17 protein-coding genes and 2 pseudogenes are annotated in these 18,705 nt (G+C 38.4%); 3 read left to right on the top strand and 16 right to left on the bottom strand.

The window, feature by feature from the left end; translation table 11 throughout:
* Positions 1-3: 3 nt before the first annotated feature.
* The 6 genes from ACWIX0_RS00285 to ACWIX0_RS00260 form a co-directional block, all read right to left on the bottom strand.
* Positions 4-771 carry an energy transducer TonB gene (locus tag ACWIX0_RS00285; RefSeq protein ID WP_454170931.1) on the bottom strand — a complete coding sequence of 256 codons (768 nt, stop codon included), beginning with the start codon at positions 769-771 and terminating at the stop codon, positions 4-6.
* Between the two features lie 78 nt (positions 772-849).
* The gene (locus ACWIX0_RS00280; protein WP_454170929.1) at positions 850-2,121 is read right to left on the bottom strand and encodes a hypothetical protein; all 1,272 of its coding nucleotides are present in this window, start codon (positions 2,119-2,121) and stop codon (positions 850-852) included.
* 66 nt (positions 2,122-2,187) lie between these two features.
* Positions 2,188-2,553: a flagellar motor switch protein FliN gene (gene fliN, locus ACWIX0_RS00275; protein WP_454170927.1), complete on the bottom strand. Its 366-nt coding sequence runs from the start codon at positions 2,551-2,553 to the stop codon at positions 2,188-2,190.
* A gap of 37 nt (positions 2,554-2,590) precedes the next feature.
* A complete protein-coding gene (locus tag ACWIX0_RS00270; protein ID WP_454170925.1) occupies positions 2,591-3,004 on the bottom strand; it encodes a chemotaxis protein CheX in 414 nt (137 codons plus the stop codon).
* A gap of 215 nt (positions 3,005-3,219) precedes the next feature.
* Positions 3,220-3,924 (bottom strand): endonuclease III, encoded by a 705-nt coding sequence (gene nth, locus ACWIX0_RS00265; protein WP_454170923.1) that lies wholly within the window; start codon positions 3,922-3,924, stop codon positions 3,220-3,222.
* 71 nt (positions 3,925-3,995) lie between these two features.
* Positions 3,996-4,277, bottom strand: coding sequence for a FeoA family protein (locus ACWIX0_RS00260; RefSeq protein ID WP_454170921.1), 282 nt, complete (start codon positions 4,275-4,277; stop codon positions 3,996-3,998).
* Positions 4,278-4,539: 262 nt separating this feature from the next.
* Between ACWIX0_RS00260 and ACWIX0_RS00255 the strand changes: the two genes are divergently transcribed.
* Entirely contained in the window at positions 4,540-6,066 is a 1,527-nt protein-coding gene (locus ACWIX0_RS00255) for a hypothetical protein (protein WP_454170919.1), read from the top strand.
* A 69-nt stretch (positions 6,067-6,135) separates the two neighbouring features.
* On the opposite strand, the pseudogene bioD reads toward ACWIX0_RS00255, so the two are convergent.
* The 5 genes and pseudogenes from bioD to hemW form a co-directional block, all read right to left on the bottom strand.
* Positions 6,136-6,759 (bottom strand): annotated as a pseudogene (gene bioD, locus ACWIX0_RS00250) (ATP-dependent dethiobiotin synthetase BioD); the annotation flags it as partial.
* Positions 6,760-6,885: 126 nt separating this feature from the next.
* Positions 6,886-7,074: pseudogene (locus tag ACWIX0_RS00245) on the bottom strand (AAA family ATPase); the annotation flags it as partial.
* A 159-nt stretch (positions 7,075-7,233) separates the two neighbouring features.
* Complete coding sequence (locus ACWIX0_RS00240) at positions 7,234-7,926, bottom strand: uroporphyrinogen-III synthase (protein ID WP_454170917.1); 693 nt, start codon at positions 7,924-7,926, stop codon at positions 7,234-7,236.
* Between the two features lie 155 nt (positions 7,927-8,081).
* Positions 8,082-8,963: an ABC transporter substrate-binding protein gene (locus ACWIX0_RS00235; RefSeq protein ID WP_454170915.1), complete on the bottom strand. Its 882-nt coding sequence runs from the start codon at positions 8,961-8,963 to the stop codon at positions 8,082-8,084.
* A 164-nt stretch (positions 8,964-9,127) separates the two neighbouring features.
* Positions 9,128-10,594, bottom strand: a complete 1,467-nt coding sequence (hemW, locus tag ACWIX0_RS00230; protein WP_454170913.1) for a radical SAM family heme chaperone HemW — start codon at positions 10,592-10,594, stop codon at positions 9,128-9,130.
* A 329-nt stretch (positions 10,595-10,923) separates the two neighbouring features.
* On the opposite strand from hemW, the gene rpmB reads away from it, so the two are divergent.
* Both rpmB and ACWIX0_RS00220 read left to right on the top strand, forming a co-directional pair.
* Complete coding sequence (rpmB, locus tag ACWIX0_RS00225; RefSeq protein ID WP_454170911.1) at positions 10,924-11,115, top strand: 50S ribosomal protein L28; 192 nt, start codon at positions 10,924-10,926, stop codon at positions 11,113-11,115.
* Between the two features lie 298 nt (positions 11,116-11,413).
* Complete coding sequence (locus ACWIX0_RS00220; RefSeq protein ID WP_454170909.1) at positions 11,414-12,541, top strand: potassium channel family protein; 1,128 nt, start codon at positions 11,414-11,416, stop codon at positions 12,539-12,541.
* 74 nt (positions 12,542-12,615) lie between these two features.
* On the opposite strand, the gene ACWIX0_RS00215 is transcribed toward ACWIX0_RS00220, so the two are convergent.
* From ACWIX0_RS00215 to ACWIX0_RS00195, 5 genes are all read right to left on the bottom strand, one after another.
* Complete coding sequence (locus ACWIX0_RS00215) at positions 12,616-13,710, bottom strand: hypothetical protein (RefSeq protein WP_454170907.1); 1,095 nt, start codon at positions 13,708-13,710, stop codon at positions 12,616-12,618.
* Positions 13,711-13,741: 31 nt separating this feature from the next.
* Positions 13,742-14,953: a glucosyltransferase domain-containing protein gene (locus ACWIX0_RS00210; protein ID WP_454170905.1), complete on the bottom strand. Its 1,212-nt coding sequence runs from the start codon at positions 14,951-14,953 to the stop codon at positions 13,742-13,744.
* Between the two features lie 146 nt (positions 14,954-15,099).
* On the bottom strand, positions 15,100-16,107 hold the full coding sequence (locus tag ACWIX0_RS00205; protein ID WP_454170903.1) for an alpha/beta fold hydrolase: 1,008 nt from the start codon (positions 16,105-16,107) through the stop codon (positions 15,100-15,102).
* Positions 16,108-16,309: 202 nt separating this feature from the next.
* Positions 16,310-17,488 carry a metallophosphoesterase gene (locus ACWIX0_RS00200; protein WP_454170902.1) on the bottom strand — a complete coding sequence of 393 codons (1,179 nt, stop codon included), beginning with the start codon at positions 17,486-17,488 and terminating at the stop codon, positions 16,310-16,312.
* Positions 17,489-17,682: 194 nt separating this feature from the next.
* Complete coding sequence (locus ACWIX0_RS00195; RefSeq protein ID WP_454170900.1) at positions 17,683-18,603, bottom strand: PLP-dependent cysteine synthase family protein; 921 nt, start codon at positions 18,601-18,603, stop codon at positions 17,683-17,685.
* Positions 18,604-18,705: the final 102 nt, after the last annotated feature.

The following is an 18,705-nucleotide window of genomic DNA, read 5'->3' as shown; positions in this document are numbered from 1 at the left end:
AATCTAATGCAATCGATAAGTGATATGAAAACGAATTAGTGTTGGTTTTTGCGGGCGCGGGTAGTCTTTGAATGCTATGCGAATGGTTTTTGTAGAATTTTCATCAAGCAATTTGAATTTAGAGCTACGAAGCAATTTAAGCCCCTGTATATCGCCATTTGGTAGCAGGTAAAATTCTACGGCATTTTCGCCCTGCTGTCCTAAGTAGCCCGCTGCTTGAGGATATTCTAAATAGCTTTGGGTTATGCGAGCGATTTCGCGTAAATTGTTTGTTACAAAATCTTTCTCCACACTACCTAAATCCCCCCATTCTCGTCCATATAGCTCGCTAATCGCGCGCGAAGTGATTCTATCTCTACCTTTTGAGGATTGCGCTGGGGGTTTGTTTGGCTGGTTTAGGGATTGGTAAGTTTTTTTGGATTCTTGTTTTTCATTTGGCAGGGGGACTCTTTTGCTTTGTCGTTGCTCTTTGAAGTTATGCTCTTGCATATTTGGGCTTGCGCTTGGTGGCGTGGGAGGGGCACTCTCTGGACTTGCAATCGATGGCGGAGGCGTGCCGGGAGTATCATCATTTTTATCAAAACTATCGCCTCTTTTTAGAAACAAAATATTATCTAGCTCGACTTTGTGGAGTTTGGGCTTTTTTAGTTGCTCATTGACAAACCATAGTATAGCCACTATGGCTATGTGCAAAATCACAGACAAAAGAAAAGATAACCAAAATCTATCTTGGGTGTTATATTCTACGCTAAGGGCATTTGCTTGTCTCATAATCGATTCTCATTTATTCTTATTTGGTAGTTTTATGTTGCCTTTTATCGTTTGCCATTTTTCTATCTTTTTTTGCTTTTATCTTTTGCCACTTTTTAGGGCGTCCCAAAAATCTTGATTAAACGAATTTTCATTGCCAATGGGCAAAGATTCTAACGGAGATGGTTTGGGAGGAAAGGCTTTAGGAGTGGCAACTTGCGTCCTAGCCATAGGCTGTTTTGTGGCAGTTTGCGCGGACAAAGGCGTCTTAGTAGCGGGCTTTGAAATGGGCTGAGTTTTTAGCCTAGTAGGATTTTTTGGCTCTCCTAGTGAATCTAGCACAGAACCAACGGTTAGCGGTTTTGTGCCACCGCGTGGGATTTTGTCAATCAAAATATTATTTTTCTCGCCCAAAAGCACCATATAAAAATAATCTTTTGTTTCAAAGATTACGACTTTGTTTTTGCTATCGATTTGGCTTTGGGATACGACTTTTAGCGAGGCATTTGCAGAGCCACCCCTGCGGATAATGTAGCGCAAAAACAACAAAAGCGCAATCACGCAAGCAAATACGGCTAGATATAGCGCGTAATCGCTGGCATTAAACTCTGCGCCCTGTGCTATCGCACCCCAATCAAAAAGACTATCATTTTGCGCGTTTTTGGCATTTTGAGTATTTTGGGGATTTGGCTTTGGTTGCAAGGCAGAATCTAGGCTTATATCTGTTTTTTGAGAAGCGGTATTTTCCGCAGTGTAGGCAAATGGATTTTCTTTGTTGGCTAATTTTGTAGAAATGTTTTTTATATCGCTAAACACTTCTTCTATCGGCGAGGCTTTTAGCGTGGTAGGCGTAGATAGCAAAGAATCTAGCATCGCAGAATCAGCCGCATAAAAGCTAAGCCTAAGCGTGCTTTTATCTTTAGAAATACTTGGCTTTAGGTAGTAGCGTTTGCGTCCTTTGGCGTTTATGTAGAGGTTATTATTATGCGGGATAATCTCTAGCTTAGAAATGGGGGAATCTGCAAATGTCTTGCTCCATTTAGAGCCTAGCCCCACGCTAGAAATCACGCTAAGTCGCTCATCTGCGATAGTCGCACTGCCTACCTCCCCCCTAAAGCTAGAATCTAGCAAAAGCAACACATCAAGCCTATCTTGGCTAGAATCTGGGAAAGATTGGATTTGTTTGACATTTGAAATATGTTGTGATGGGTTTTTTGAGGGGTTTTGTGAATGTGATGAGGGATTTTTGGATTCTAGTGAAGCAAGCACAAAGCAGGGCAAAAATAAAGCTAATGCAATCAATCGTTTTAGATTTTGCTGTAAGCCTTTTTTTAAGCTTTTTTTTAGGATTGGCGGTAGGCTAAGTAGCATTTTTTCCCTTTGTGTTATTGTTGATTTTGTGCTAGGTTTTGCGCTAAATCGCTACTATCTAAATCCCTATTCATAAGGATTTGTGCGAGCGATATAATAAATTATCGCATTAGAATCTAAGATTTCATTTAAGCGAATGGCTAGGCTTCGCTCATATACCATCACTTCGCCTTTGCCTACGATTCTGCCATTTACAAACACATCGATACTCTCCCCCGCTGGCTTTTGCAAATCAATGATTGAGCCTTTTTCAAATTTGAGTATTTCAGCAAGTGGGATTTTGGTAGAGCCTAAATCCGCTGTAAAAACCACCCCCATATCAAGCAAACCCTCATAATCCTCCATCATCTCTTCAAGGTATGTCGCAAGCTCGATTTCCTCTGGAGTGTGAGTGCGCTTTTTGTCAAGGATAGATTTTTGCTCTTTTGCCATTTTTGCCCCTAGTGTTTGTGTTGGTATTGGCTAAAATCTAGTCTTTATTTCTTATGAAAATACTGCAATGCCCCCCGCCATCTAGCCGAAAATGCAAGCCGTGATTATAGTTTTTTATCACGCGCACACCAAGATATTGAGGTGTGGAAATAGTAAAATTATGGTTTTTGGATTGTGCGATGACTTTGGCGTGTCCTACCACGAGATTTGCAAGCTCTTTTGCCATATCTTCTAATGCCTCCAAACTAGGATTTTCCTCGCCCAAAAAATTCTCACACATTGTATGCAAAAATTGCTTGTTAAACACGAGATATACTTCTAGTTCGCGCTCTTTGCTAAAAGTATCTATCGAGGCTAAAAACCCTCTCTTTACGGGGATTATGGATTCTTCAGGGGAAACTCCAATAGAGTTTTTAATCACTTCAAAAAAGCTCTCTTTTATGATTTCCATTGCGTATCGTCCTTGCTATGTGTTTCTATGCTACAAGCCACATTTGCTAGCCTAGTGCGTGATAAATATTGGCTTTAGCTATACAAAATGAAGTATTATAGCACTATTACACAATATTATGCAAAATCTAGCAATATTTGTGCCTTTTATGCGTATATTTTGGCTATGTGTTGGCTTGCATTTTGGAAATAAATGATTTAGATTTTATGCAGATTTTATGCGGGCTTAAAGTTGCTCTTGCTTAGGCAAAATTCTTGCAAAAAGCACTGCTGACACAGCGGTTTTATCGCTTTGCAAATATATCTCCCAAATAGCACAAATGCTTGATGAAGCGTGGCTAGATTGTCCTTAAAAATCTTTGTCAAATCCGCTTCTGTTTCTATCGCGCTTTTTGCGTGGCTTAGCCCTAGTCTATGTGCCACGCGAAAACAATGCGTATCCACTGCCATCACATTTGCTTGCCTGCTTTCTATCAGCACGACATTGGCAGTTTTTTGCCCTACGCCTGCTAGGGATTTTAGCTCCTCTTGCGTGCTTGGGATTTCCCCACCAAAATCGCCCATCACTTGTTTTGCCATTTTGATTAGATTTGTAGCTTTGTTGTTAAAAAACGAAACAGATTTTATTAACTCTTTTAGTTCGTTTATGTCTGCATCTGATAGCTCGTTTGGATTTGGATAGCGGGCAAAAAGTGCGGGGGTTACGATATTTACGCGTTTATCAGTGCATTGGGCAGAGAGCATCACGCATACCAAAAGTTCATATACATTTTTATAAACTAGCTCGGTTTTTGCGTTTGGATAATGCTCTAAAAAGCGAGATTTTATCGTGGCGATAGATTTTGGATTTGGTTTTTTTGCTTTGCTTTTTTGGGTTTTTTTGGATTTTGGTTGCTTGCTAGATTTTGGTTGTGATGACATTTTTGCTCTTTTTTAAAGTTTTTTTAGCAGGTTTTATGCAAATGTTGCAATGCGCGTTAAGGGCATAATGTCTAGCTAATAGGCTCTACGCAAATTAGTCTTGCTTCTTCTTCGCGCAGGGCGACTAGGGTTTGATTTACTTGTATGGATAGCGTGGATTTATTGGGAGCGATACATAGCATCGTGCATAGCGCACCGCGCACGACACCAAAAGAAGCAAGCCTCTCTTTGATAGCGCTGCTTGGAAAATGTATAGAAGAGATTTTGTAGCAATGGTTTGGCTTGCATTTATCTAGCGTGCAAGTCTCGCATATTTCTAATGTATTGGTGATATTTTCAAGCGTATATGTCATCGTTGCTCCTTATTAGTCAGTAAATGTCATTTGCTAGATTTTGTGCTAGTTTTCATTAAACAAAAAAGCTAAAAAAGCGTTGTAGATTTTAGCATTTATTTTCAAATAAGCGCGAAAAATGACTAACTTTTATCATAATCTTTATCATTTATTTAAAATAAAAACGCTAATATTACTCATAAACATTTTCACATTGTGCTAAATCTTATGCTAAAACGAAAATGGATTTTGTAATATTTTTGTAACATTAAGGAAATAAAAAATGTCTGCTAAAAACTTCGCTTTGATACCGCGTGTGTTCGTATGTTTAGCTTTAAGCCATTTTAGCCTAAATGCAAATTTACTAGATTCTAGCTCGCAATCTAGCATAGATTCTGTCCCACAATCTAATGCAAAATCTAGCGCAAACTACACTTCTACAAATTCTACAAATTCTACGACTTCGCTAGATTCTAACGATAAAAACTCAAATGATTTAGAAAACGACTCACTCGCCACACAAGCCACACAAAGTGCAATCACACAAAATCAACTCCAACAAAATACACAACCACGCCACCCCATAATCACCCAAATCCTAAACCGCACACAGCTTTATGGACACATAGGCACATTTGGCAAATCCTCCATACTAGGCAAAGAGAGGGATTCTTATCTCACGCTTCATTTTAGCGCAAATCTCTCTTATGATTTTTATGCCAAAAACGACCATTTGCTAAACGCTACCATAGGGATTTGGGGAGCGACTTCGCTTCTAGGCGGTGCTTTGAGGCACAATGCCCACGAATACATCGGCAATCATTTAGGCGATGAAGTCGGCAATGATTGGAACAATAACAACGCATTTTTGCGCTATGAGTATCGTGGTTTTAGCATTCAAGCAGGGAGGTTTGATGCGATTGTTGATTGGGTAGGAGAGCATATGCAGGGCGCACATATCGCCTATGATTTTAAATACGGCGAAATCTATGGCGCGTGGATAAACGAATACGCCCACTCAAGTCGAGAGGAAACAAGCAATTTTGTGGAGTTTAAAGAGCTTTATTATGGTGGAAATGAGCTTGTGCTAGGGGCAAAGCTAGGAGTTGGAGAGTATCGTTTGGGGGATATTTATGCCTACTATCTTACTGATTTTTTCTATATGCTTGGAGGCAAGATTTCACAAGATTTTAGGTTTGGTAGCTCGCCTTTTTCGTTGCAGATTTTAGCGCACGGCAATTACCTCTCTTCACAACGCAAAGGCTGGGCACTCGGCTCTATAAATGAGGATAGAAAGCTAGGCAATACTTACTTGCTAACCATTCAGCCAAACATAGCTTATGAGCGCGGAAGACTAGGATACAAAATCGGTGCTGGTTATGCCCGCACGGGTGCAAATGACTTCCTCCAAGCACATATGGGTGGGAATCTATATCTTTTTGAAGCGGAAGATGAAACGCCATTTTTATACAACATAATCGCAGCGGGTGGCTGGCATAATGGCACTCATCAAACAAATATGTTTCAAGCAAATACAGATTCTGCGTGGGGATTTGTGGCGTTTAAATACGACCCTGTGGCGTTTAATCTAACGGCGCGATATTCTAAAGGCAACGAAGCTAGAATCTTAGGAGGAGAGCAGCTCCAAATCGCGCTCGGGGCGAATTGGAATATTTATAAGGGTTTGCATTTGGGGCTAGTAGGCGTGTATATGGAGCAAAACAATCGCGATAACAAAGATGGCGTAAAACCCACGCATACAAGCTATGGAAAAGCGTTTTTAGAATATCGCTTTTTAACGCCTAGATAATTTTAAAAGTTTTTATTCCCAAACCAAAAACGCTAAATAAACAAAATCTTTTCCCTAGATTTTGCAAACCTAAAACCTAAAATCTATTTTTTGTAGCATTTCACTTTTTAGCGTTTTGGCACAAAAAATAAAATCTTTTGGATTCTCAAAAGAGGGCAAATGCACGATAGGCACGCCTGCGTATTTCGCCACAAAATCATCTATCAAATCATTATCACTTATGTTTTGTGGATTTTGCGATATTTTAGATTGGATAGATTTTGTGTTTTTTGTTTGGCATTTTGTGGGATTTGAGAGCGTTTTAGATTCTGGGATATTTCTAGTTTTTGCTAAGTGTTTTTTCCCGCTCATTACGACACATAACGCGTTTATATTAGCGTTTTTAAGAGCTTCCAAACTTAGCAAAATATGATTTATGCACCCCAAATAATACCTCCCCACAAGCACGCACTCACGGGGATTTTCCCGCATAAAATCAATCATACAATGCTTTTCATCAAGTGGCGTATATACCCCCCCTGCTAGCTCGATAATGCAGTGTGGATTTTCGCTTAAATGTGGCAGGGGGATTTCTAATCCATTATATTGCAGATTTTCACGCATTTTTGCGATATGTGGGGAAGCGGGGGTGGCTAGCTTTATGCCCTCTTTATGTAGTTTTGTTTGATTATTAGCAAGTATAAAATCTTTTGTGTCTTGCATTTTTGCGTTTTGCAATGTAGAATCCACTTTAGCAAAATCCTTAAAATTCGTTGTGTCAAAATCATCAAAATCCCGCGCCCTAAAATCTTTTTTACTAAAATCTGTTTTACTAAAATCTTTCTTGCCAAAATCTACTTCAAAATCAAATGCAAAATCTAATATTTCTTTTACGCGCAAAGTGTCCGTTGGCTCGCCTGCTTGGATAAGTTTGAAATAGCTATACTTGCTAAAAGCATAGCAAAAAGCCGCGCTAAAGTGAGTTTTCCCAGCGTCTGTATGGATACCTGCGACATAGATTTGTGCCATTTTGCCTCTTTGGATTTTTTAGATTTTAGAAATGTTGGCTTTTTAGTTTTTTATAGATTTTGCGGTGTTTTTGTAGCGTTTATCAAACGCCGTTTATAAAATTTGCACTATTTTTGCGCTATTTAGATTTTGATTTATTGCAAAGATTTTTAGTCAAATTTATGGAAAAATTTGTGCTAGCCCTTTTGCAAACTCCACGCAACTTTCAATATTTTGCTTCGGTGCGACATAGCGCGTGCTTTCCTTTGCTAGCACGCCAAAAGTCGTCATTCCAATAGCCACTGCCACATAGCTACCATCCCACCCAAAATTTTGCACAAATGAATAATAATTGCTAGGGGCTGTAAATATCAAAATCGAGCGAGGTGCTGGCTTTAGATTTTGTGGCAAAATCTTTGTTTTATTTTCATAGGCGATGACTTGTTTGAGAGAGACTTTTGCGTCATTTAGCCTCTCATCTAGGCGCGAGACGATTTTTTTTGCGCGGATATATAGCGCGTTTTTGCCCTTTAGTTTTTGGATTAGCTCATTTGCAAAAACTTCCCCGTGAGAATCTGGCGAGACATATTCAAGGTTGAAATTGTATTGTTGCAGGCTTTGTGCGCTTCCTGCGCCGATGACAAAGCTAGGGATTTGATAAAATCTACTCATCTGCGGGCGAGAATCTATCTCTTTTGCAAGGGATTTGATTGCGTGCTTGGAAGTGAAAATCAATGCCTCTATATCGGGGTTTGATGGATTTATACGCGCTTCGATTAGGGCGTTATGCAAAGGAAAATATATGATTTCATTTACCACAAGCGTCTTTATGTCTTTAAATGGCTTAGAATTCACTAGCACAATCTCACGCATTTACGCCCTTTTTGCAGGTTTGCAAATATTTGCAAACAACATTTTTGTATTGTTGATTTTGGATTTTTTTGGATTTTTGGGTGTTGATTTTTTAAGATTTTATGTTGCAAAATACCAAAATCTAACTCCAAAAAATCCCAAAAAACGCCAAAAAATTATAAATACTTGCTAATGATTGCCTCTAGCGTCCCGTCTTTTTTCATTTCATCTAGGGTTTTTTGGATAGATTCTTTTAGCTTTGATTTTTGCTTGTTTATCGCTATGCCATAATACTCTTCAGTAAGTCTAAAAGGCAAAAGGCTAGTGGTAGGATTTGCCCTTGTAAGCATAGTGGCGGGCATTTCATCGATTATCATAATATCTGCTTGATTGTAAATGAGTGCTTTTAGTGCTAGCGTGCTATTTGTGTAGGCTTTTGGTGTAGCATTATCAAACCCGCTAAATCCTAACTCCTTATCCCCCATCACATAAGAAGAGCCTGTCGTGCTTACAGCTACGGCGATTTTTAGCCCTTTTATGGAGTTGATTTTATCTAGCAACTCTTCTTTGGAGCTAACATTCACAAAGCGAGGATCATTGTTTTTGATTACCACCATTTGGCTAGCCTCATAATATGGTGCGCTAAAATCTATGATTTTTTCTCGCACAGAATTTATCGTAATACTACTAATAGCAATATCCACAACACCGCTATTTACCGCAGATATGACAGAATCAAACTTCATATTTTTGATTTCTAATTTTTTGTCTAGCCGTTTAGCGATTTCTTTTGCTATGTCAATATCTATGCCTTTTATTTCGCTGTTTTCGACATACTCAAAAGGTCTAAACTCCGCAGCCGTAGCCATAGTGATATTGCTATCTTTACAGCCTTGAAACAATAGCGATAAAAACAACGCGCAAAAAAACAACGGCTTTTGAAATAAACATATATTGTAAAAAAAGTGTTTGCTAGGACTTGAAGTGCGTGTATTTGCGTGCGTATCTGTGCTTAGCGGGATATTGTGGCTAGGGTAACTATTGGTAGAAAATCTCATTGTAACTCCTTTTTTGCAGTTTTTGTAGTGCAAGTTTTTGCATTTGCTTACAAATATTTTCTTGCAATGCGCTTTTGCGTAGATTTTGCGTCTTTGCTAGATTTTGGCTCTGCGTTTATTTGCAAATAAAACAAAATTATAGCAAAGTTTATAAAAAATATCCCTTAATGACTTGTGATATATAGCGCGATTTCATCGGCTAAAAAATAATCACTAGCAATTAGATTTTGCCCTTTTAAGTCGCATTTTTCCTCATTTATTAGAATGGCAATTCGCTTAGGGTTGATAAGATTTTCTAGCGCGTTTGTTATATCTTGCTCTAATTTATCATTTGGGATTATTTTTTGACATTGCAGATTTTGCTGATTGTTTGCATTGTTTTTTAGCAAAAAAGGATTTATGCGACTAGATTTTGCCTCCAAAGCCTTTAAAATCTGCTTCTCCAAACCAATACTTAGCAAAATCCCAACCTCACTCCTAAGCCCCAAAAATACCCGCTCAAATGCCAAATCCTCCACGCTTAGCCACTCGCATTGTTTGGATAAAGGCGAAGCAATATAGCTAGATAAAGTATCCTCCCCGCTATATCGGCACTGCCCTACCCTACCCACTGCCAAAAGCCCACAAGCAAGGTATTCTTCCCCACGCCAATAGCTAAGATTATGCGCGCTTTTGGTGCTGATTTGCCCTGCGATATTTTTTGCAAAACTAGAAGCTTCATATTGACAAAAATTATATTTTGCTAGCTCATTTCGCACGATTTCGCCCATTTGACTAGATTTTAGCCCATCATCACCACAAAAATCAAAATCCCTAGAATCTAGCTTCATAGATTCTAGCGCAGGGTTTTTGGATTGATTTTGGGCTAGATTTGGACTAGAATCTTTCATTTTAGATTCTAGTTTGGCATATTTTGTCGCATTTTTTGCGCCATTTTCTTGCATAAGACAATAAGCTGAAATATGCGAAATAGGCAATCTCATAGCCTCTGCCACCTCGCTTTTTAGCAAAGATTTAGAATCTAGTGGCGTACCATAGATTAAATCAATGCTAGAATCTCTGAAAATGCTAGCTAACTCCAAAGCCTTGAAAATATCCTTGCTAGTATGCGCTCTCTCTAAAAATTTTAATTTTTTATTATCAAAACTTTGCACCCCCATACTGATGCGATTCACACCAAAAGAGCGCAGGGATTTACACCAATGTTTATTTAGCAAGTTTGGATTTGCCTCGATAGTGATTTGGGCGTTTTTACTCAAACTCGCATTATCAAAAATCACTCCAAAGATTCTCTCATAATCGCTTTCATTTAGCGTATTTGGCGTGCCTCCACCGATATAGATAGAATCCAAAACAACGCGGCTAGATTCTCCCTCATAGACAAAATCACCAAAATCTAGCATTTGAGAATCTACACTGCTAAAAATGCTAAAAAAATCCTTATGCGATTTGCTAGATTTTTGCGCTAGATATTGCCGATACGCTCGCAATGAATAAGAAATATCCAAAATCAGCGCGTCTATGTATTGTTTTTTTAATCTCGCTAAATCGTTTGGCTTTAGCACTACCGAGCTAAATGCACAATACCCACATTTACTCTCACAAAATGGAATATGAATATATAAAATCATCTTTTTGCTAGACACCTTTTAATCTTTTAATCTTGCTTACTTTTTATGCAAATATGCAAAAATGTTGAATACAAATTTGGACATAAAATACAAAAAGCAAAATGCAAGCAAAATATAAAACAAATCGCTTTCAAAAAAGCATTGTAGCTAAAAAGTAGCCAAAACACTATTTAGATTTTTGCTTTATTAAAGCGTGTTTAAGCGCGAATGTAAAAAAAATTTGCTAAAATGCGCTTCTTTGTATGCGTTGTTTGAATAGCATAAATGGCATTTGGCAAAATCCAAAACCCACCAAACAAACGCAAAATCTACAATAAAAAGGAGCATAAATGGCACGAAAATGTTTTTTTACAGGAAAAGGACCAATGGTAGGAAATAATGTAAGCCACGCAAACAACAAAACAAAAAAGCGTAGCTTGCCAAATCTACGAAGTATCCGCATAAAGCTAGATGATGGCACAAGCCTAAGATTGCGAGTGGCAGCCTCTACGCTTCGCACGATGAGAAAGCACAACGCTTAGAATCTAACTTTTTAGATTCTAAGATTTTCTAAATCCATTGTGCTTTTTGCGTAAGCAAATGGCAAAATCTAGCAAAAATAGCCAAAATGAAAAATCTTAAAAAGTTTATCTACTTGCTTGAAATCCATATAAATCCTATTTTAGGGCTATGTGGATTCCAAGCCAAAATCTAGCAAACAATTTTTAAATAAACAAAATTTATCCACACTTCATATAAAACCCTAAAAACTAAATCCATAAAAACACAAAAATGACGCTTCACACAAACAGGACAAATAAATAAAGCGAGGATTCTAGCTTGCTAAATAGAATCAAAAAACTTATCAAATGGGGCAACTCAAACAAGCCCGATATAGATTTATCCCCACAGCTTTATGAGCAATTCAAAGCCTTTAGGTTGCCTTTGGTGCTGATACAAGTGTTTATCCTTGTGGGGACGATTGGATATTTTTTATTAGAGGATTATTCGATTGTGCAGGCGTTTTTTCAATCCTCTTATACTTTTACAAACACAGGATTTGGCGCGCTAAATGAGCGAAATTTCACGCCCTTAGCGATACTTTTTACGGCGTTTTTGATGCTATGTGGGGCGGGGATTATCACTTTTAGTGTGGCATTTATCGTAGGGATTGTAAATGCAGGCACGCTAACCAAAATCCTAAAGGAGCGAAAAATGATAAACAATATCGCAAGGCTAAGAAACCACTATGTCGTATGCTATCACAATGAATACACCATAGAGCTAAGCAAACAATTTAGAGAAGCGCATATTCCTTTTGTAGTCGTTGATAGTAGCGATGATTTTGAAGCCCAAGCGATGCTACATAGATACCCATACTATATCGTTGGCGACCCGCAGTCCAATATCTCGATGCTAAAAACTCATCTATCCGCTGCGCGAGGGATTGTTACATTTTCTAAAAATCTATCTGATAATATCGCGCTTATCGTGTCATCAAAACTTTTTGCCCAAGAGCTAAATAGAAAGCCTCTATATATCATTTCTAGCGCACACAGCGAGGAGCAGCAAGACAAGCTCCAAAAACTAGGCTCAGATATTGTCATCTCCGCACCAAAGCTAATGGCACAGCGCATAAGTGCTATGGTATTGCGCCCTGATATGCAAAATCTATTAGAGAGATTTGCCTACAAAAACAACACGGGGCTAGATTTAGAAGAAGTATTTGTCCCGCGATATAGCTGGCTAGTGCTTCGCAAGCTAAAAGATGGACATTTCAACGAAATCGCAAAAGTCTTTATCGTAGGCGTTACCCAAAAAGATGGCAAATATTTCACTATGCCTGATGAAGATGTCGTCATCACAAGCGAATGCAAACTGCTGATGATAGGCACTCCAAGCGCGATAAGCGACATCAAAAAAGTCATAATGCAAAGCAAAAAACCAAAAGAGCTAGATTTTATTTAAGATTTTGCGTTTTTTGGTTTTTTGAATAAAAAGTATTTTATTAAATTTATCTTAAAAAATTTAAAAAGAAGTCATTATTTGTCATTGTTTTGCATATCTTTTGCCATTGCGTGAATCTCATCTAAATTGCCTTTACTAGCCACAAAGACAATAATATCCCCAAATACTACGACAGAATTTTTGTGTGGGTATGGCTCTAATGTATCCAAAATCCCTGCTTTGTGTAGGCGAGAAATGAGAGAATTGAATTGTTGAATTTTTTGTTCTTTTATTTTGTGTATTCTAATAGTATCGGGATTATAGTCGCCTGCATGAAAATTGCAACCATCAAAAACTTTACTTAACATAAGGAAATTAAAACTTTTCATATAGCCAAGCAATACACGCTCTATCAAGTCTGCATTATTCTTTCTTTTTCCGCTATAAAATCTTTCACTAAAATTTGGGGTATCTCCAAATCGTATCGAACAATATTTGTTTTTATAGCTAAAATTTTCATTTTGTTCTATCCTAGCAATCACGCGGTTAAGCAGTTTTATTTCAGCGTCAAAGGCGAGTTTTTGCACCCTTTGGGCGTATAAATCCTGCACTATGCAAACCCAAATCAAAATAGTTGAGAGTATGAAAAGCAAATTTTGAGCTATTTTTTGAGCACGGATAAAATCAACGCAAAATTTAAACGCAAGGGCAACAATCAACACGCGCAAAAACATTAAACCATAATACTCAACTCTTGGCGCAAATATAATATAATTTGAAATCATAATGTGCATTTGACTTGCAACAATCGCACCGCACAGCAAAATCATAATGCTAAACTTTGTGCTTTTGTTTAAATTTGCTTGCCAAAGAAAAACCAAAAAAGCCACTAAAAACAAAGCAAATAAAATCGTCATAGACAAAGGCATAAAAGCGACATTGTAATTTACCAAATTGCCAAAGCCGAGTTTTATGGCTAACAAAATATGCTCAGGCATTTTTGCAAGTGGTGTTAGCTGATTATTGTATGAATTTTGGATTATGTCTAGCTTTTTTAAAATATCAAACACGATTTTATAAGAAAGTGCTGATAATATAATAGAAACAATGACGAATCGAGATTTATAAATTGCGGTTTTTAAATCGCCCTTATTTTCGATGATAATGGCTATAATCCCACCGCAAAGCAAAATAAGCGCGGTATCGATAAATGATTGAAAACTAGCAATGCCCCCAATGAATGCAGATAATAGATAAAAAGCAAAGGGCGTAAGATTTTACGCGGCTACGAGAGAGAGAGAGAGAGAGAGAGTTGCTCACGCCACTATTATTTAAATGATTTGGGCTAGTTTCACCTGCTTTTTTAGCTAGGATAAAGCCCAAAAAGCCTATGGCTACGGCAAAAAAATCACCCGTGATTTGATAAGCATAATACATTTTTGCTAAAGTGAAAGGTTGCAAAGTAAGCAAAAGCCCGATACTTACCCAAATCCATAATTTGCGCTGAATATTTAGATAAATACATAACCACACGCTAGCAAACGCAAGAAAAGCAAATGATATAGCATTATTTAGGATGGGGAGTAATTGTTTGCTTTGAATAAATCCACTAATAATTCCATTAGTATATCTACCTTCATACACCTGACTCCAAATATCATTATAAAACATCACACCCCACCAATCGTGATTACCCCAAAGAAAATGAATCGTATGAAACCCAAACACCACATTACACGCGATAAAGACTATCCAAAATGTGTGGCGATACAAAGGGTTGATATTTTTGTAGCCACTCCAAAGTGCTTGTGGGAGCGAATCTTTATTTAGCATATTTAAAAATCTAGCTATTTCATTTTTGAAAACATTATAGAAAAACAGCACTACACTCGCAAAAATCATAATCAAAACATAATATTTCGCAATCCCTTTTGGCAATGGACTAAAATCCATCTTAAAACTCATCGTCCCAAGATTTGCACCAGAATTTAACGCAAGATTTTGCGTGGTGGTGAAATTTAGTCGGCGATTGTGCGTCTCAACGCTTTTAATCGCGCTTGAATCAATACCATTTGCCCACACTATGCTTTGCAAATCAATGCGCGAAATACTGCCTGAACGAAGCAAAAAATCTAAACGCGTAAAATGCACCCGCGCTTCGTAAGCGTAGATTTGGGTGTAGATTTGCGATTTGGCATTAGATTCGCTTTTAGATTCTGCGCTAGATTCGATTTTAGATTCTAACTCCGCGCTTTTATTTTTATCCACCTTGCTAAACACTAGACTCGCGCTCTCCACTTGCGAACCTGCCCACTTTTGCAAAGCAAATGCGCCTGCCAAAAGCATAATCACCAAAGCACTAAACACTACCAAAGAAATTTTTGCCCATTTTGGAATCCTACATATTTCTTGCCATTCCTGCCATTTTGTCATTTCTCTTTTCCTTATCATTTTTTTTAGATAAATGTTGCCCAAAATTTTTATCCTAAAATTTTGCAAAATCTTAGGATAAATTTTAATCAAAACAAAAACCACGCATTATACAAAAAAAAACAATCACAGCAAAACTCACGGCAAAACTAAAATCCCTTTACGCTTAGCCATAAAAGTATGTCTTCTAGCACTTGTGGTTTTAGATTTTCATTTAGCACTTCGTGTCTAGCACCTTTGTATAACAAAATCTCTACATCATCAAAGCCTTGCGCGCACAAATGCTTCCTAGCCCTTTGCACCCCTAGCCCAAACTCCCCGCTTGCATCATCGCTACCGCTTACAAAAAGTATCGGCAAATGCGGTTTTTGCGGGAATGGATACGCGCCATAGACTTCCTGCATACCAGAAAAAAGATATAAAAAACTCTGCGCATCAAAATGAAAATTGCATTTTTCATCAGCGCGATATTTTTCTGCCACTTTTTCATCACTACATAGCCAGCCTACCCCTGTTTTGTCCCCCTGCTTTGCAAATTTTTTATTAAATCCACCAAAAAGGATTTTGGTTATGACTTTGCCACCAAACTGCCCCGCATTAAAAAAGCAAAATAATTTTGCAAGTCTTATGCCCCATTTTAGCTCTTTTTGCCCCTCACTCACACTAGGCGAGCCAGACAAAATCAGCGCGTCCAAAGTATCGCCATATAGCATAAGATAACGGCGCGATAGCAAAGAACCCATAGAATGCCCCAAAAGTAGCACTTTATCGGGCTTATATTGCTCTTTTAGCAAGCAAGTGAGTTTATACAAATCATACGCAGATTTTTGGAAACCATCCTCCCCCATACAGCCTAGCGTGATATTATCGCCATTTACACTCTCTCCGTGTCCTCTATGGTCGCTTATTGCGACTATAAAGCCATTTTTTGCTAGCTCTTTTGCTATCCATTCATATCGCCCCTTATGCTCCACCATTCCGTGCGCGATTTGGGCAAGATAGATGGGGACTTGTGGATTTTGCGCAAACACAGGCTCATACAAATCATAGCTTACTTCGCCAAAATCGCTTTTAAATGTAAGTGAGTGAGTGATTTTGACTTCGTTTGTAGTGTGGGATTTTAGGCTATTTTTAGGCGCGGTGCTAAATTCTTGCATTTGCTTCCTTTGTGCGTTGGTGCTTTTTGTGGGATTTTAGATTTTGATATATCACAAAATCTACTTCAAATAAACATTTTATTTAGACAAATGGATAGCACAATAAAATCAAACATTGTATCTTATTGTGCTAAATATGTGCCTTAACTCAAAAAAACCTCTTATCAAAAATCTTTTAGCTTCAAAACTCACATAAAAAATCTCATTTAGGAGGGATAAAATCAAACACAGCGATTTCACTATCGCTAAAAGCCCTCATAGGCGGTCCCCAAAATCCGCTCCCCTCGCTTACATAGATATATCCGCCACCATCGATTTTGTGCAGTCCTTTGAGATATGGTTGCTGGGCAAGCACAGCTAGAGAAAAAGGGAAAATCTGTCCGCCGTGCGTATGCCCGCTAAAAATAAAATCAATGCTTGCAAGTTGGTGTTTATTTAGGTATTCAATCGCTTTTGGTTGGTGGGTTAGAAAAATCGTGGGAATATCTACCTCCCTATGTGCTAATGCAGCAGGAAAATCGGGGCGAAAAATCCCCATACGATTCCCCATCAAATCCGTAACACCTGATAAATTAACAAAAGGTTTTTTACGATTTTTGTTGGTATAGCTTTTGTGCCAAATTATCATTGTTTCGTTGATGAGAGGAGTGATATTTATGCTTTTTAGCTTAGCAAGTATCGCTTCAATATCATATAAATACTCGTGATTGCCAAGCACATAATACACGCCATACTTCGCACGCAATGCCTTAAAGATTTCTAAGCTCTCTATCGCATTTTCTAGCTTAGTATCGACAAAATCCCCCGTGATAACGATAATATCTGGATTTTCATCATTTAGCAAATGCACGATTTGCGTAGCGCGAGTGGTATCTATCAGCCCACCGATATGCACATCGCTTATTTGCGCTACTCGTAGAGAATCCTCTAGCCCCTCTAGCTCCAAACTAGCCCGCTTAATGATAGGCTGCTCTAATCCGTGATATAGCGCGTATCCGCTATACACAAAGCAAAGGACTAAAATCGTGCGCTTGACTTTGGTAGTGAGCTGCTGGGGCTTGCGCAAGATAAAAAGCGTGATATTGATACATAGCGCGATAAGCGCGGCGATAAGAAAAGAAAACGCCACACCCACCGAAATCGAAACGACAAAAAATAGCCATTTAGGAGCGACTAAAAATGAGCGCATCCACATATAGCCGATACAAAAAAGCATATTTCCCCACAAAATGCACGAATATACGCGAGATAGCCACAGCCTATGCGAGATAGAGCGCACGAGCAAAAAATAAATCACAATGTGCATCAGCACAAAAACCCCGCTAGCAATAAGCGGGAAAAAGATGGTTTGCATTTGGGCAAATTCTGGCGTGTCTTGCATTTGTTCTCCTTAAATTTTTGTTTTTTTATTGTTGCGTTATTGCCAAAGGATTTTGCAAAATATTAGTTTAGAATATTGCTTTAATCAATGATGCCAAAATCTGCTTATCCAATCCACTTCTATCAAAGGTTCTTTTAAGCCACATTTGCAAGTCAAAAAAAACCATTTAAAAAAAAATCATCTTTGTAGCAATGCTAAAAAATGCCTCTCTCATCAATGTATCTCTCCAATCTATCGGCAAATATAGTAACAATATGAGAATCTTTGATTTGATTTGCTAGCTTTAGGGCAGCCATAAGGCACGCGCCAGATGAGATTCCCGCTAGCACGCCTTCTTTTAGAGATAGCATTTTTACCCCCTCTATTGCCTCTTTATCGCTGATTTTTAGCACTTTATCTACTAGAGTGCTATCCATTGTTTTAGGCGTTATTTTATTGCCAATTCCCTCGATATGAGAGCATACCCCCTCATCTTCTTTGCCATAGCCACCAATATGTGAGCCTAGCGGGTCGCATAGTATCGTTTGGATTTTAGGATTTTGCTCTTTTAGGTATTTTGCGATTCCGCTAAAGCTACCTCCGCTTCCTGCACCTGCGATAAAATAATCAATCTTTCCATTTAGCTCGGTATAAATCTCTCTTGCCGTGTGGCAATAATGCGCCTGTGGGTTATCTGCGTTTTCAAACTGCCCTAAAGATAGCGCGTTTGGAATCTCTTTTAGCAATTCTTCTGCCTTATCAAGCGCACCTTGTATGCCTTGTTCTTCGGGCGTGTTTATCACTTCTGCGCCAAGTGCGCGGATAAGAGATTGCTTTTGTTTGGAAAAATGCTTAGGGATAACCAAAATCAATCGATATGGCGTATGCAAAGTCGCTAAGGCTAATCCTAGCCCTGTGTTGCCCGCTGTGGCTTCGATGATTACGGTATTTTCGTGCAAGATTCCGTTTTTTTGGGCTTGCTCTATCATATAGATTCCTGTGCGGTCTTTTAGCCCGCCTGCTGGGTTTGCATACTCACATTTGCCATAGATTTTATTTCCATTTGGCACGCCCAAATGTCCCAACTCCAAAAGTGGCGTATCTCGCACTGCTTGCGTGATGGAGTGTATCAGCATTTTATGTCCTTTTATGTTTTTTTGATTTTAGATTTTCTATGCTTTTTGCATAGATTTTTTTTAGATTTTTAAGCAATATTAGCAAAATCTTTTTTTAGATTT

It is taken from the genome of Helicobacter sp. T3_23-1059 (assembly GCF_053654515.1).
Note: the sequence above shows the minus strand (reverse complement) of the source record. Positions and strands in the feature narration are given on the sequence as shown.